At 69.5% G+C, this 14,331-nt stretch carries 13 protein-coding genes; 4 read left to right on the plus strand and 9 right to left on the minus strand.

Features of this window, described 5'->3' with window-relative positions; translation table 11 throughout:
- Positions 1 to 2: 2 nt before the first annotated feature.
- Positions 3 to 1,001, minus strand: coding sequence for an NADP-dependent oxidoreductase (locus IM777_RS13075; protein WP_194383669.1), 999 nt, complete (start codon positions 999 to 1,001; stop codon positions 3 to 5).
- A gap of 195 nt (positions 1,002 to 1,196) precedes the next feature.
- On the opposite strand from IM777_RS13075, the gene IM777_RS13080 reads away from it, so the two are divergent.
- Complete coding sequence (locus IM777_RS13080) at positions 1,197 to 2,183, plus strand: TerC family protein (protein ID WP_194383670.1); 987 nt, start codon at positions 1,197 to 1,199, stop codon at positions 2,181 to 2,183.
- An 18-nt stretch (positions 2,184 to 2,201) separates the two neighbouring features.
- Here IM777_RS13080 and IM777_RS13085 read toward each other — a convergent pair whose 3' ends face one another.
- The 3 genes from IM777_RS13085 to IM777_RS13095 all read right to left on the minus strand — a co-directional run bounded on the left by IM777_RS13085 (position 2,202) and on the right by IM777_RS13095 (position 4,841).
- Positions 2,202 to 4,013 (minus strand): glycoside hydrolase family 35 protein, encoded by a 1,812-nt coding sequence (locus tag IM777_RS13085; RefSeq protein WP_194383671.1) that lies wholly within the window; start codon positions 4,011 to 4,013, stop codon positions 2,202 to 2,204.
- Positions 4,014 to 4,104: 91 nt separating this feature from the next.
- A complete protein-coding gene (locus IM777_RS13090; protein WP_071045560.1) occupies positions 4,105 to 4,287 on the minus strand; it encodes a hypothetical protein in 183 nt (60 codons plus the stop codon).
- Positions 4,284 to 4,841, minus strand: coding sequence for a MarR family winged helix-turn-helix transcriptional regulator (locus tag IM777_RS13095; protein WP_336510675.1), 558 nt, complete (start codon positions 4,839 to 4,841; stop codon positions 4,284 to 4,286). The genes IM777_RS13090 and IM777_RS13095 overlap by 4 nt, the downstream gene beginning before the upstream one ends.
- Before the next feature lie 118 nt (positions 4,842 to 4,959).
- On the opposite strand from IM777_RS13095, the gene IM777_RS13100 reads away from it, so the two are divergent.
- A complete protein-coding gene (locus IM777_RS13100; RefSeq protein ID WP_071045559.1) occupies positions 4,960 to 5,349 on the plus strand; it encodes a DUF7882 family protein in 390 nt (129 codons plus the stop codon).
- Between the two features lie 636 nt (positions 5,350 to 5,985).
- On the opposite strand, the gene IM777_RS13105 is transcribed toward IM777_RS13100, so the two are convergent.
- The 5 genes from IM777_RS13105 to IM777_RS13125 all read right to left on the minus strand — a co-directional run bounded on the left by IM777_RS13105 (position 5,986) and on the right by IM777_RS13125 (position 12,662).
- Entirely contained in the window at positions 5,986 to 7,608 is a 1,623-nt protein-coding gene (locus tag IM777_RS13105) for a sensor histidine kinase (RefSeq protein ID WP_194383672.1), read from the minus strand.
- 241 nt (positions 7,609 to 7,849) lie between these two features.
- The gene (locus IM777_RS13110; protein ID WP_228480808.1) at positions 7,850 to 9,046 is read right to left on the minus strand and encodes an NAD(P)/FAD-dependent oxidoreductase; all 1,197 of its coding nucleotides are present in this window, start codon (positions 9,044 to 9,046) and stop codon (positions 7,850 to 7,852) included.
- 10 nt (positions 9,047 to 9,056) lie between these two features.
- Positions 9,057 to 9,857 (minus strand): SDR family NAD(P)-dependent oxidoreductase, encoded by an 801-nt coding sequence (locus IM777_RS13115; protein ID WP_194383673.1) that lies wholly within the window; start codon positions 9,855 to 9,857, stop codon positions 9,057 to 9,059.
- Between the two features lie 32 nt (positions 9,858 to 9,889).
- A complete protein-coding gene (locus tag IM777_RS13120) occupies positions 9,890 to 10,849 on the minus strand; it encodes an SMP-30/gluconolactonase/LRE family protein (protein ID WP_194383674.1) in 960 nt (319 codons plus the stop codon).
- Positions 10,839 to 12,662 (minus strand): glycoside hydrolase family 15 protein, encoded by a 1,824-nt coding sequence (locus tag IM777_RS13125; protein ID WP_194383675.1) that lies wholly within the window; start codon positions 12,660 to 12,662, stop codon positions 10,839 to 10,841. Before IM777_RS13125 ends, IM777_RS13120 begins: the two co-directional genes overlap by 11 nt.
- A 192-nt stretch (positions 12,663 to 12,854) precedes the next feature.
- Between IM777_RS13125 and IM777_RS13130 the strand changes: the two genes are divergently transcribed.
- Both IM777_RS13130 and IM777_RS13135 read left to right on the plus strand, forming a co-directional pair.
- Complete coding sequence (locus IM777_RS13130) at positions 12,855 to 13,406, plus strand: Dps family protein (protein ID WP_071045554.1); 552 nt, start codon at positions 12,855 to 12,857, stop codon at positions 13,404 to 13,406.
- A gap of 11 nt (positions 13,407 to 13,417) precedes the next feature.
- A complete protein-coding gene (locus IM777_RS13135) occupies positions 13,418 to 14,308 on the plus strand; it encodes an SDR family oxidoreductase (protein ID WP_194383676.1) in 891 nt (296 codons plus the stop codon).
- Positions 14,309 to 14,331 lie beyond the last annotated feature (23 nt).

The following is a 14,331-nucleotide window of genomic DNA, read 5'->3' on the forward strand; positions in this document are numbered from 1 at the left end:
GGTCAGGGCATCGACTCGTGCAACTCGCGGGCACGCAGGGTGCGAGCGGTCGTGACCGGATGCGCAGCGAGGACGACCTTTCCCCGCGAGTGGAGCTTGTGCAGGTCTTCGTAGGCCTCGACGATGTCCTCGATCGGATAGAGACCTGAGACGAGGAGCCGGAAGGCGCCGATACCGGCCAGACGGGTGATCTGCCGCAGCCGCTCGGTGCCGTGCGCCACGGAGTCGGGGTCATCGCGCAGCAGCGCGAGTTCGACCTCGCGCCGGTCCTCGCTGGAGCGATACCGCTCGGCGGGCACGCCCAGCGCTCCGGCGACGTCTTCGGTCTCTTTGCCGAAGTTGTCGATGTAGGCCGTGACCCTCGCGCCGCGAGCGGCCTTCTCGATGTGCTCGACGATGCCGAGTCCGTACTCGACCGGCGTGATGCCGATCTGTCGCAGGTAGTCGAAGTTGCGGGAACCGCACGTGCCGATCACGCGCGCGCCCCGATGCGCCGCGAGCTGCACCTGGATGCTTCCCACGCCGCCGGCGGCGGCGGTGACCACCAGCGTGTCGTCGGGCCCGATCCTCAGGTCCTCGAGCATCTCCAGCGCGGTCGCACCAGCGAGGTAGAGTCCGCCGGCCGTCTCCCAGTCCACGCCGCCGGGCTTGGGCACGACCCGGTCCGCCGGAACGTTGAGATGGCTGGCATGGGCGCCGGTGCGCACGTGGCCGATCACATCCGCACCGACGCGGATCGACGACACGTTCTCGCCGACCGCGGTCACGATACCCGCGAAGTCGCTTCCCGAGCCGCGCGGCCAGGGGTCGTCGGCCCAGGTCTCCTCGCGGCCGTTGCGCAGGAACACCTCCATGTGGTTGATGCCCGCGGCGATGACCTCGACGCTCACCTCGTCGGGGCCGGGCCCCGGCAGCGGGAACGAATGCCGCGCGAGCACGTCGGCGTCCCCGTAGCGGGTGTAGCGGTAGGCGAATGCGGTGGGAGACTTCTTGGTTCTCATGGCGACCTCCGCAGAGGTATTCCGGATGACGCCCGCGACCGGATGCACCCGTATGATGGTCGGACGCAAGGGGAGTACTCCCGTCTGCGGTGGGTGCGTCATGACGGACGCGACGGTGCGTTCCGCATCCACCGGGTCCGATCGGACCGGAAGAGACCTTGGCCCGTCAGCCGTCGTCTCTCGTCTGGAGCCCCCATGTCCGTCACTCCGCTCGTCTGGATCATCACCCTCGCGGTGACCGTCGCGTTCTTCGTGTACGAGTTCTACGCCCACGTGCGAAAGCCTCACGAGCCCTCGATCGGCGAAGCCGCGCGCTGGTCGGCGTTCTACATCGGTCTTGCGCTGCTGTTCGGCGTGGGCCTGGGCGCCGTGGCGGGCTGGACGTACGGCGGCGAGTACTTCGCCGGGTACCTGACCGAGAAGGCCCTGTCGATCGACAACCTGTTCGTCTTCCTGCTGCTGATGACGAGCTTCGCGGTGCCGAAGATCTACCAGCAGAAGGTGCTGATGATCGGGATCGTCATCGCCCTCATCCTGCGCGGGGCGTTCATCGCGATCGGGGCGGGCCTCATCGCGAACTTCTCGTGGATCTTCTACCTCTTCGGCGCCCTGCTGCTGGTGCTCGCCTACCGCCAGGCGTTCGCCGGCGACGACCACGACCCCGCCAACGGGCGCTTCATGACCTTCGTGCGGCGCCACCTTCCGGTCAGCGACGCCTACGACGGGGATCGCCTCACCGTCGTCAAGGACGGGCGCCGCTTCGTCACGCCGATGTTCCTCACCATCGTCGCGATCGGCTTCATCGACCTGATCTTCGCGGTCGACTCGATCCCCGCCATCTACGGGCTGACCGAAGAGGCGTACATCGTGTTCACCGCGAACGCCTTCGCCCTGATGGGGCTGCGCCAGCTGTACTTCCTCATCGGCGGCCTGCTCGAGCGCCTGGTCTACTTGGCGCAGGGGCTGGCGGTGATCCTGGGCTTCATCGGCGTGAAGCTGCTGCTGCACGCGCTCCACGTCAACGAGCTGCCGTTCATCAACGGCGGTGAGGGCGTCGAGTGGGCGCCGGAGATCCCCATCTGGCTCTCCCTGGTGTTCATCGGCACGACGATCGCGGTGGCGACGGCGGCGAGCCTGCTGAAGACCCGCGCCGACCGCCGCGCCGAGATCGACGCGGGGTGACCCGCACCGCCGGCGTCGTCACTCCTCCAGCGGACCGAGGCCGGGCTCGGCGACGAAACGCGCCTCAGCGGCGACCACCTGCTCCCACTCGATGACGACGATGACGTTCCGGCCGTTCCGCACGACCGATCCCGGCACATACAGGGTGCGCTGCGGGCCGACCTGCCAGTAGCGACCGAGCGGAAATCCGTTCACGAACGCGAATCCCTTGCCCCACGTGGCGGTGTCCAGGAACAGGTCGACCCCGCCCACGGCGTCGAACTCTCCCACGAGCACGATCGGTCCGGCCAGCGATGCCGCACCCGCCTCACCGGGCGAAACGGACGCGGCGACATCGCCCGCCTCCGCCCCGACGAGGAACGAGGATGCGGCCGCGGACGCGAGCGCGTCGACATCGACGGCGGTGGCGGTCCATCCGGTCAGCTCGGTCGCCCCGAGGCGGGCCGAGCCGATGAGCCCCTTCGCCTCGCCGAGACGCGATCCGTAGTTCACGCGTCCCTGGTCCTCGACCACGACGCGCAGGCGGCGGCCGGCCGGGATCGCCAGCGCCCGCTCTCCGAGCGTGCGGGAGATGCGTCCGACCGGGCGGTCGTCGACCGACACCCACGCGAGGTCGCGCACCTCGTCGAACACGAGCGGCAGTGCGTCGGCGTCGAGGAACGCGTCATCGGGCAGGACCGTCTCGTAGGCGACGACCGGCGTCAGCGCGTCGACCTCGTCGAAGGTCAACGGCCTCACGCTCTGCGCCGACGCCACCGGGTCGATCCACGGCATCCGCACGCCGGCCGGAGCGAGCGCCACCGTCATCTCCGGCGCGGCCGGACGCGCCGGCGGCAGCTCGTCGGGAACCGGCGCATACCGGGAGATCACCTCGCGGAACGCGTGATACTTCTCCGTCGGATGACCGCTCTCATCCAGGGGTGCGTCGTAGTCGTACGACGTGACCAGAGGCTTGTAACGACCCTTGTCGTTCGCACCCGCGGTTGCGCCGAAGTTGGTGCCGCCGTGGAACATGTAGAGATTCACGGATGCTCCCGCGGCGAGCAGTTCGTCGAGGTCGTGCGCGCTCGCGGCGGTGGCGGTGGTGTGATGCACACCGCCCCACCAGTCGAACCAGCCGTTCCAGAACTCGGAGCACATCAGCGGGCCCGTGGGCTGGTGCCGGCGCAGTGTCGCGAGGCGTTCGGCGCTGCGCGACCCGAACGACGCCGTCAGGTGCGCGCCGGGGGTGCTTCCGCCCCGCAGCATGTGCGGCTGCGGCTGATCGACGGTGGTCAGCGGCACGGTGATCCCGGCCTCGCGCGTGATCCGCACCAGCTCGGCGAGGTAGGCCTCGTCGCTGCCGTAGGCGCCGTATTCGTTCTCGATCTGCACAAGCACGACCGTGCCGTCGCGGTCGATCTGCCGGGGCGTGACGATGTCGTAGACGCGCCGCAGGTAGCCCACCACCGGCTCCAGGTAGCGGGGGTCGCTCGAACGCGGCCGCACATCGCGCATCCGGGTGAGCCATAGCGGCAGGCCGCCGTTCTGCCACTCGGCGCAGATGTAGGGGCCGGGCCGCACGATGGCGTGCATCCCCTCGTCGGCGACGATGTCCAGGAAGGCACCGACGTCGAGTGCTCCGGTCTGGTCCCACCTGCCGCGCACCGGTTCGTGGGCGTTCCAGGCGATGTACGTCTCGATGGTGTTCAGCCCCATGAGACGCGCCTTGCGCACGCGGTCACGCCACTGGTCGGGGTGCACGCGGAAGTAGTGAATGGTGCCCGAGAGGATGCGGTGGGGTTCACCGTCGAGCAGGAAGTCGGTGTCGCCGATCTCGAACGTCGTCATCGCTGTGTGGTGCCTCCCGCGCGACGAGGCGGACGCCGCGGCCCCGGCGATCATATCGATTCATCGCCGCCGAGCGGATACCGCCGCGAGGTCAGTCCAGAAGCGCGCGAAGTCGAGCCGGGTCGGACTGGAACCACACGGCCCGGATGAGATCGAACCCCTCGATCGCGTCGTATGGCGAACCGGAGGCCTCCGCCGGGTCGGGACGGTAGCCGCGCGGCACGTCGTCGACGTACTGGCCGTCGCGCGGTCCTCCGACGAGCACGTAGATCACCGCGCCTCCACCGCCACGCCGTCGACCGCCGCGGACATGCGTGTGAGGAATCCGATCACGGCATCGGCCTGCGCGGCGGTCATGCCCTCGACGGCGGCGTACATCCGCTCGTGCATCTCACCGAGCGTGCCGCGCACTTCGTCATCGGTCACCGCGGTCGCGCGCACGAAGATGCTGCGCCGGTCCTCGGGATTGGCGACCCGCGTGATGTGTCCGGACTTCTCCAGCCGGTCCAGCAGAGCGGTCATCGATGCCGTCGACACCCCGAGATACGTCGCGAGTTCGACGGGCCGCACCAGGGCGTCGCCCTTGCGGATGAGGTACCTGAGGACGAGAAGCTCGTTCTCGCCCATCGCCATGGACTCGCGCGTGCGCCGCCGCATCGCCATCTCGGCGGCGCGATACAGACGCAGCGCCTCCAGCACCGCTCGAGACCGCGCTCTGGCTTCGGCGAGGTCGGCTTCGTACCAGTACCCGGCGAGGTCCACCGTCGATCTCACCGCTGGTCGGACGGGAGCGGATTCGCTCCGCTCGATGTCTCGTGCTGTCTTCACCGCTTCCTCCTCTCCGTGCGACCGATCGGGTCCTTCCTTGCGAAGTAACTAGACAAACTAGTAAAAATACGTAAGAGTTACTCACATAGTAATCCACACGAGCCTGGAGGGGAATCTCATGGGACACCTTTATTACTCGAACGCCGTCGATCCGATCGAGCTCCCCGACCGTCTCCTTGCTCACATCAAGGTGATCGTCGGCACCAAGCTGCGCCGAGGCGAGAGCTTCACCCTGTCGTGGAAGCACGGCCAGGGGCAGCAGCCCGGGCGCACGACGCTGTGGCTGCAGCCGGCCATTCCGCTCCGCTTCGTCTTCGACTCGGCGGAGCCGGAGAAGCTGAACCAGCCCGTCTTGAAGCACATGGCCGAGATGGCCAACTCCTCGGCCGGCCTCACCGTCGACGTCGACGACGAGATCCCCTCCGTCACCGAAACCCCCGCGCCGGCGCAGATGCGCCCCGCGGCACGGCGCACCCCGGTGCGCGCCCGCACCACGGTCGCAGCCTGACACCTCGACCTGACGCCGGGGCACCCTGATTTCGGCTGCCCCTCCGGGCCGGCGCGGCGGAGTTCCCCCACTCCCCGCGCCGGCCGCTTTCGTCTACCGCCCCCACGCGGCCCCGATCGGCGAAAACGAGATACACGAACGTATTGATGGCGGCCCGCGAACTCGATAGATTGTCGATCGCCCGAACCTCGCACTCTCCGCCGCGCACCACGGCGGAGCGGTTCTCGCCAAACCCGTGCCCAACTCTGGGGATGGCCGGCGTTTGGGTGGTGGTCCCCTCGGCGACGTCGCCACCCCCTCCCCCCAGCAGCGGCACCGAGGGGATCACCCTTCCCGATGCGCGCACGGAGGGGCTCCTCGCCTACCCGATGACGAGGAGCCCGGAATCCGTGATGTGCGCGTGCCTTCCCCAAGGTCGCTGACCACGGCTTCCCGCAGGCGGCAGATTCGTCGCCGTCATCCGAGCACTGGGAGAGAATCGGATGCGCCGGCGACGTCCCGAACTGCCGATGGAGATCGTTTCGTGCCCTGCTCGTCAATCATCCGCCCGCCCACGCGCAGGCAAGAGGGCCTTGACGGGTCGATCGAATCGCGCTAGCAATCTGCCCGCTGCCCGGCGTCCCCCGACCGCTCGATTCACGTCGACGGTGGCGCGGGTGCGATCGGCACCTCGAGCGTGAAGACGGTGCGACCGGAGCCGCTCGCGACGTGCACCTCTCCCCCGTGCGCGTGCGCTGTGGCGGCGACGACGGTGAGCCCGAGCCCGAACCCTTGGATAGCCCGCGACGTCGCCTGCGGGGTTCGGTAGAAGCGGTCGTAGAGTCGCGTCTGCTCCTCGGGCAAGATGTCCGGCCCGGTGTTCGCGACGGCGATGCGGGCGTGGTCACCGTCGACGGCGAGCTCGACGGCGATCGGTGTTCCCGGGTCACCGAACTTCACCGCGTTCACCAGCAGTTCCCGCACCGCCTGACTGAGGCGGGCACCGTCCACGGTGGCAAGCACCTCCTGCGGCGCCGTCGCAGTGATGCGGCGTCCCGCCTCGGGGTGGGCGTCTTCGACGACGGCGACGGCACGGTCCACGAGCGCGGCGACATCCACCCTGCCGAGTCGGAGGGGCGCGTCGGACTCGGCAGCGGCGAGCATCTCCCGGATGCGGTCCATCAGGTCGGCGCTGCGACGACGGACGACGGCGAGATACTCACGCTGCTTGTCGGCATCGGGCGGCGTCTCCTCTTCGAGAAGGTCGAGGAATCCGAGGATGCCGGTCATCGGGGTGCGCAGTTCATGGGAAACGGTCTCGAGGAACTGCTCGCGCAGTTCAGCCGCGTGCGCGATCTCGGTGACGTCGTAGGCGATGAAGACTGTACCGAGGAGGTCGCCGTTGTCACGACGTACGCGTCGGGCCGAGGCGACGACCGCCGTCTGCTGGCCGGGTGGGCCGATCCACGAGATGCCGTCGTCGAGCTCCTCACCGCGCAGGGCGCGTGGCACGATCTGCTGCTCGGGCGGCACGGGAGTGACGCGATCGGCGTCGAAGACGGCGTTGGCGAGGTACGGTGGCGCCGCGAGGTCGATGCCCGCGAGCGATGCTATGCGCGCCGCGTGGCCGTTGGCGGCGACGAGTCGACCGTCGGCGTCGAAGTGCACGATCGCCGCGTTGACCGTGTTGAGCACGTCGCCGAGCAGGATCTCCCCGTCGCGCGACGCCCGCAGCGCCTCGCGCGTCGCCCGCGCGCTCCGCCGGAGGCGCTGCGAGGCGAGCATCGCGACGATGCCGGTCCCGACGCTGAGCATCGGAAGACCGAGCACGTTGAACCATTCCTGCGCGGTCTCCGGCGGCGCCTGGTCGACCAGGTACGGCAGCAGCGTGATGAAGATCGCCCCGATGACGGCACCGAAGATCGCGTACCAGGCGAATCCGTAGGCGAGCCAGAGGATCGGCAGGAGCGCGAGTCCGCCGACCCAGCCGAAGGAGGCGATCAGGTCGATTCGGAGGAACCCCACGGCGACGATGTCGAGAAGGGGCACGGTCGCGAGCCAGCAGGTGGCGATCCGCTCCCACGGGATCGCGATCCCGGCGATGGTGGCGACGACGATGATCCCGAAGCCGAGGTCGACCCAGGCCGCGCCCAGCAGCTGCGGTGCCGCGACGGCGAGCGCGACGACGAGGTAGAGCACCGCGAGGAGGAAGGGCAACTGCCCGCGCGCCAGCGCGCGGAAGCGCCACCGCACGTCACGATCGTCGGGCAGCGGGTGCATAGCGACCACTCTGTCGTGAAACGTTCCGATTTCCCAGCCTCTACGCCCCGTTTCGCCTCGTCGCTGCGCTCCTCGCTGAACGACCGAGAGGCGCCACCCCACCCCCGTTTCGTCTCGTCGCTGCGCTCCTCGCTCAACGACCGAGAGAGGCGGCCGCCCCCGGTCGTTGAGCGAGCGGAGCGAGACGAAACGACGCCACCATCCCGGTCGTTGAGCGAGCGGAGCGAGACGAAACGAGCCGTCAGCGGATGCGGGCGCGCAGCGCTTCCTCTGAGGTCTCCCGGTCCACGAGCACCGCGCGCGCGAGGTCGCGGGCATCCTCGACGTTCCACAGCAGCACGCCCACCGGCGCGCCGGACTCGTCGCGGTAGTACACGACCGCGCGGTCGTCGCCGAGGTCTACTGTCAGCGGGTCGCACGAGGCGTCGACAGTGCCCACGGCCTCCCAGCGCGTGCCGAATACCTGCGAATAGAAGTACGGCGTGTGCGAATACGGCGTCTCCTCACCCGCCATCGACCGCCCCACGGCCTCCCCCATCTCGTTCGCGTTATCGACGTGCTCGACCCGCGTGCGCCCGAGGATCGGATCAGGGTACTCGGCGATGTCACCCGCGGCCCAGATGGAGCGGTCGTTGGTGAGAAGGTGCTCGTCGACCAGCACGCCGTCGTCGATGGCGAGCTCCGCCGCCACCGCGAGGTCGACGACCGGATCGACGCCGAGCCCGATCACGACCGCATCGCCGGCGCGCTCCTGCCCGTCGTCGAGCACGGCGTGCAGCACGTTGCCCTCGGCGCGGATCTCTTCGACGCGCCGCCCGGGCTGGAGTTCGACTCCGCCGTCGACGAACAGCTTCTCGTAGCGCTCGGCGAGCGCGGGCGGGAACTGCGAGGCGCCGAGCGTCGCGTCGGGGAAGACGAGTTCGGTCTCGACGCCGTTCTGTGCGAGCGCCGCGGCGATCTCGGTGCCGATGTATCCGCCGCCGATGACGATGATGCGCCCGACCCGTCCGGCGAGTTCGCGCAGGCGCCGGTAGTCCTCGGCGGAGCGGAACGCGAGGATGCGGTCATCGCCCTCGGGCGCCGGGATCGTGCGCGGCGTCGACCCGGTCGCGAGCAGCAGGCGCCGGTAGCCGACGAGCTCCCCGTCGTCGGTCTCTACGGCTCGCGAGAACCGGTCGATGCGGGTGACCAGGGTGTTCAGGCGCAGCTCGGCGCCCGTGTCGGCGACGGTGTTCAGCGGCACCTGGTCCCAGGTGAAGTCCGGATCGGTCCACAGCTTCTTCGACAGCGCCGGCCGCGTGTACGGCTCATCGGAGTCGGCGCTGAGGATGCCGATGGTGCCGGCGGTGTCGCGCTCGCGGATGCCGCGCGCGGCCGCGTCGGCGACCATCCCGCCGCCGATGATCAGGTAGTCGTAGGTCTGGATGTCATCGCCCATGGGTACCTCCTCAGATCGTGGCGACCGAGCCGGAGTCGACCCGGTAGTTCGCGCCGTTGACGAACGACGCGTGCTCGGAGCACAGGAAGGCGATCACGGCGGCGACCTCGGCGGGCTCACCGCGGCGCTTCAGCTCCATGTAGGGACGCTCCTCGTCGAGGAACGACGTGATGGCCTCGTCGAACGACGTGCCGAGCTCCGTGGAGCGCTTCTCCATCATCGCGTCGGTCATGGGCGTGTGGATGAACGCGGGCGACACCGCGTTCACGAGCAGCCCCTCCCGGGCGTACGAGCGCGAAAGGCCCTTCGCCAGGGCGAGGATGCCGGCCTTGGCCGCGCAGTACGGGAGCTCGTCGTCGTAGGGCTGCACCGCATCCTCCGACGCGAGGAAGATCAGCCGGCCCCATCCGCCCGTGCGGAGATCCGGGAGGAATTCGCGCACGAGACGCACAGGTCCGTGGAGGTCGATGTCGATGGTGGAGGTCCACCCCTCGTCGTCGATCTCGTGGAACAGGCCCTGCGCGCCGGTGACCCCGGCCGACTGGACGAGGATGTCGATGGCGCCGACCGCCGCCGAGGTCTTGCGGTGCAGCTCGGCCAGGTCAGCGGTGTCGGTGACGTCGGCGGCGTAGGCGAAGAGCGCCCCGTCGGGTGCGTCGAGTTTCGCCGCAGCCTCGTCGAGGGAGGCCTGATCCTTGTCGCTCAGCACGACGATCGCGCCTTCGGCGAGGAGCATGCGCGCCGTCTCCCAGCCGATGCCGGAGTCTCCGCCGGTGATGAGGGCCTTCTTGCCGGTGATTCCAAGGTCCATGTCGAATGCCTTTCTGTCGATGGTGTGGCAGGTCAGGGTGCGGGGTGCGTTTCGTCTCGCTCCGCTCGCTCAACGACCGGAACGGGCTCCGCTCGCTCAGGGATCGGGGCGCCGAAGGTGTGCACGGGGCGCCCGGTCGCGCGGGTGCGGATCCGCAGGATCGATCCGCTCAGCGGCGACGCCTCGAGATCCTCCTCCGTGAGGTTCTCGCGCGCCGTGCCGACGAGCAGCTGGTCGCGATCCGGGCCCGCAAAGGCGACCGACGTCACGTTCGGCGCCGGCATCGGGATGCGCGCGAGGACCTCGCCGTCCGGCGACCAGCAGAGCACCTCGCCCCCGCCGTACACGCCGTTCCAGAACCGCCCGTCGGTGTCGAGGGCGAGCCCGTCGGAGGCGTGCCCGACCAGGAACGGCTCCAGCTCGCCGAGCGGATCGGCACCCGCGGCATACGACCCGCGGTACACCGTCTGCGTCGCGGTGTCGGTGACGTACATCTCGCGTGCGTCGTCGGACCACTCGAACCCGTTGGCCACCCCGAATCCCCCGAGCAGCACGTCGAGCCGGCCGTCGGCGTCGACGAGATACAGACCGGCATCGGGGTCGCCCACGGTGACGTCCATCGCGCCGACGACGAACCGCCCGTACGGGTCGACCTTGCCCTCGTTGAACCGGATGCCGCCATGGGCATGCGTCACGCTCGCGAGCTCATCCACCACGGTGCCGCCGGGCCCGAGCAGCACGACGCGATCCTTCAGCGCCGCGACGAAGCCCCCGCCCTGCGCGGGTTGCACGGCGCTCACCGGCGCCGGGAGCGCGACGACGACGTCGTCCGAGCCGTCCACCGCACCGTCGAGGTGGCCGCGGTGCAGGGTTCCGGCGGTGATGTCCACCCACACGACCTCGCCCGTGCGGTCATCCCAGAAGATGCTCTCCACGAGCACCGACCTCAGCGATCGGAACACCTCGACCTCACCCCGGATCTCAGCGGTCACCGAGCACCTCCGCGGGGATGAGCTGCTCCATCGTGAGAGCGGCGTTGATGAGCGCGAGGTGGCTGAGCGCCTGCGGAAGGTTCCCCCAGAAGGCTCCGTCGTCCTCGGAGATCATCTCCGCGAAGATGCCGACGTCGTTGCCGCGGGAGACCAGGTCGTCCATCGCGGCGAGCGCCTCCTCGTGGCGTCCGACGCAGGCGAGCGCGCTCGCGCGCCAGAACGCGCACGCGACGAAGGTGTGCTCTTCGCGGTCCATTCCCGTGTAGCGATACAGCAGCGGGCCGGCACCGAGCTCGGCGGTCAGCCGGTCGATGGTGCGCGACATCCGCTCGCCGCGGTCGAACCCGCTCTCGGCGTGCAGCAGCACCGACGCGTCGAGATCCGATGTGCCGGGATGCATGACGTACGCACCGACGTCGTCGGACCAGCCGTGTTCGTGCACCCACCCCTCGATGAGGGCCATCTCGGTACGCCACCGCCCGGGCGAGCCGGGGATCACGCCGGCCTCGGCCAGGTGCACCGCGTCGCGGAGCGCCTGCCAGCAGCCCATCTTCGACGACGTGTAGTGCTGCACGTCGTCGAGCTCCCACATGCCCGAGTCGGGATTGCGCCACACGTCGCAGGTGCGGTCCGCCATGTTCGCGAGGAGCCGGCCGGTCGCGGTGTCGAGCACGTTGCCGGCGTCGACGTAGGTGCGACAGATCGAGAAGAGGTCGCCGTAGACGCCGAGCTGCAGCTGGTCGTTGGCGGGGTTTCCGGCGACGACCGGGCCGATGCCGCGCCATCCGGCCACGTCGAAGGTCTGCGTGCCGTCGATGATGCCGCCGCGCAGGTCGTACATCACGTGCAGGTCGGGCCCTTGCTCGCGGATGGTGCGCACGAGCCACGAGATCGACGCGTGCGTCTCCTCCCGCAGCCCGAACCGCACCAGCGCACGGGCGGTGTAGGCGAGGTCGCGCACCCACGCGAGCCGGTACTCCCAGTTCTTGCCGCCGCGTGCGCTCTCGGGGAGCGAGGTCGTCGCCGCCGCCGCGATGGCGCCGGTGGGAGCGTAGACGAGGAGCTTCAAGGCGAGGGCGCTGCGCTGCACGTCGCCCGCCCACGGGCCGCTGTAGCCGAATTCGCGCGACCACAGGCGCCACTGATCGACGGTGCGATCGATGCCTCGCTGCACGTTTCCGGGCACCGGGAAGTGCAGCGGCTCGCCGTCGGTGGCCGAGATGACCAGCAGGTGGCGGGATCCCTCGCCGGTCGTGAAGCGGCCGGAGATCGCCGGACGCCCGTCGATGTCGTCGGCATCGGAGGGGTCGTGGTTCTCGCCGTCGACGGCGAGGGAGGTCGCACCCACGCGCAGGATGCGCCGATCCCGCACGTGCTCCAGCCACGGCCCCGCGGTCTGCAGCCGGGTGCCGGGGGTCACGGCCCACGCGAACTCCACCGTCCCCCTCACGCCGTCGATGCGGCGGGCGAGCTCGGCCCACGGGAGGCGGCCGGCGACGCCGGTGACCATCGTGTCGGTGACACGGGCTCGACCGGATGCGGTGTCGAACGTCGTGACGAGCACGTTGGTGTTCGCGACGTAGCGGCGGCGAACGGTGTAGGCCTCGACGGGTTCCAGGTCGATGCACCCGCCGGTGACGTCATCGATCAGGCGGGCGAACACCGGCGTGGAGTCGAGGTTGGGCAACGGCATCCAATCGACGCGCCCGTTGCGGCCGACGAGGGCGACCGTGCGCCCGTCGCCGATCGGCGCGTAGGTGCGCAGGTCGACGCCCGGAGCCGGCGCGGGGCGGTCCGGCGAGGTGTCGTGCATGGGCCCCACGCTAGGAACCGAACCCGACCGTCGACGGAGGCTTGCATCATCGCCCGCTTCGGAGTACGCGCCGCCGCGTTGCGCGGCGCGGGGAAAGTAGCAACCGATGCCCGATCCTGCAAGCCCGTTCGCGCACCCCGGCACGGGGCCTAGCGTCTCTCCCGTTCATTCCTCACGAAAGGGAGGTTTCCCATGGCCGATTCGACCTCGACGAAGAACAAGCGCCGCCCCGCCCGCGGCGGCTCGGGTGCAGGACTGACGGACGAGCAGAACGCGGAGAAGGGCTTCACCGCGTCGAAGCAGCTCAGCGAGAGCATGCAGAAGGTGATGGTCGATCTGATCGAACTGTCGCTGCAGGGCAAGCAGGCCCACTGGAACGTCGTCGGCAAGAACTTCCGCGACACCCACCTGCAGCTCGACGAGATCATCGACGCCGCACGGGAGTTCACCGACACGATCGCCGAGCGCATGCGCGCCCTCCACGCGCTCCCGGACGGTCGCAGCGACGTGATCGCCGAGACGACCACCTTGCCGGAGTTCCCGCAGGGCGAGATCGACACCGCGGAAGTCATCGACCTCATGACCGAGCGACTGGATGCGGTCACCGGCACGGTCCGCGATGTGCACGACGGCATCGACGAGGAAGACCCCACGACCGCGGATCTCCTCCACGAGGTGCTCGAGCGTCTCGAGCAGCTGGCCTGGATGGTCAGCGCCGAGAATCGCGTTCCGAAGAAGCGTTGACGGGAGTCGTCATGGCGAACATGTACACGATGCAGGACCCGACCACGCAGTTCCCGCGTCCGCCCTTCCCGCCGCAGCAGCAGGGCGCGCCCGGAACGGTCCACGCGATGGACCCTGCTCCCGACCATGGCGAGCAGAGCTATGTCGGCACGGGCCGACTTCCGGGTCGCAGGGCACTCGTGACCGGAGCCGACTCCGGCATCGGCCGCGCGGTCGCCATCGCCTACGCCCGGGAAGGTGCCGACGTGGCACTGAGCTACCTGCCCGAGGAGCAGAAGCAGGCCGAGGAGGTCGCGGCGCTCATCGAGAAGGAGGGGCGCAAGGCCCTCCTTCTCCCCGGCGACCTGCAGGACGAGCAGACGAACGTCGACGTGGTGGCGAAGACCGTCGGGGAGCTCGGCGGCATCGACATCCTGGTGATCAACGCCGGCGCGATGCCGACGGTGGACAGCATCGACGACTTCGACACGCACACGCTCGACCACGTCATGAAGGCCAACATCTATCCGCTGTTCTGGCTGACCAAGGCAGCCTCACCCCACCTGCCGGCCGGAGCCGCGGTGATCACGACCTCGAGCGAGCAGGGCTTCCAGCCCTCGCCGTCGCTCGCGGAGTACGCCGTGTCGAAGGCCGGGATCGCCAACTGGACCCGGGCGCTCGCACAGCAGCTCATCGGGCGCGGCATCCGGGTGAACGGCGTGGCCCCGGGCCCGGTGTGGACGCCCCTGCAGCCGGCGTACGTGCCGAACGAGAAGATCGAGCACTTCGGCGAGCAGACCCCGATGGGGCGGGCCGGCCAGCCGGTCGAACTCGCGCCGGCGTTCGTCTTCCTCGCATCGCAGGAGTCGAGCTACGTCGTGGGCGAGACGATCGCGGTCACCGGCGGCGTGCCCATCCACTGACCGCGCCTCACGTCGCGAAGGCC

The sequence above is a fragment of the Microbacterium luteum genome, from assembly GCF_015277875.1.
Lineage (GTDB): Bacteria > Actinomycetota > Actinomycetes > Actinomycetales > Microbacteriaceae > Microbacterium > Microbacterium luteum.

Bases quoted from the DNA above. Each gene is read 5' to 3' on its own strand.
- IM777_RS13115 (WP_194383673.1), bottom strand. From the start codon at position 9,857: ATGGACCTTGGAATCACCGGCAAGAAGGCCCTCATCACCGGCGGAGAC.
- IM777_RS13075 (WP_194383669.1), bottom strand. From the start codon at position 1,001: ATGAGAACCAAGAAGTCTCCCACCGCATTCGCCTACCGCTACACCCGC.
- IM777_RS13130 (WP_071045554.1), top strand. From the start codon at position 12,855: ATGGCCGATTCGACCTCGACGAAGAACAAGCGCCGCCCCGCCCGCGGC.
- IM777_RS13135 (WP_194383676.1), top strand. From the start codon at position 13,418: ATGGCGAACATGTACACGATGCAGGACCCGACCACGCAGTTCCCGCGT.
- IM777_RS13085 (WP_194383671.1), bottom strand. From the start codon at position 4,013: ATGACGACGTTCGAGATCGGCGACACCGACTTCCTGCTCGACGGTGAA.
- IM777_RS13080 (WP_194383670.1), top strand. From the start codon at position 1,197: ATGTCCGTCACTCCGCTCGTCTGGATCATCACCCTCGCGGTGACCGTC.
- IM777_RS13100 (WP_071045559.1), top strand. From the start codon at position 4,960: ATGGGACACCTTTATTACTCGAACGCCGTCGATCCGATCGAGCTCCCC.
- IM777_RS13125 (WP_194383675.1), bottom strand. From the start codon at position 12,662: ATGCACGACACCTCGCCGGACCGCCCCGCGCCGGCTCCGGGCGTCGAC.
- IM777_RS13110 (WP_228480808.1), bottom strand. From the start codon at position 9,046: ATGGGCGATGACATCCAGACCTACGACTACCTGATCATCGGCGGCGGG.
- IM777_RS13105 (WP_194383672.1), bottom strand. From the start codon at position 7,608: ATGCACCCGCTGCCCGACGATCGTGACGTGCGGTGGCGCTTCCGCGCG.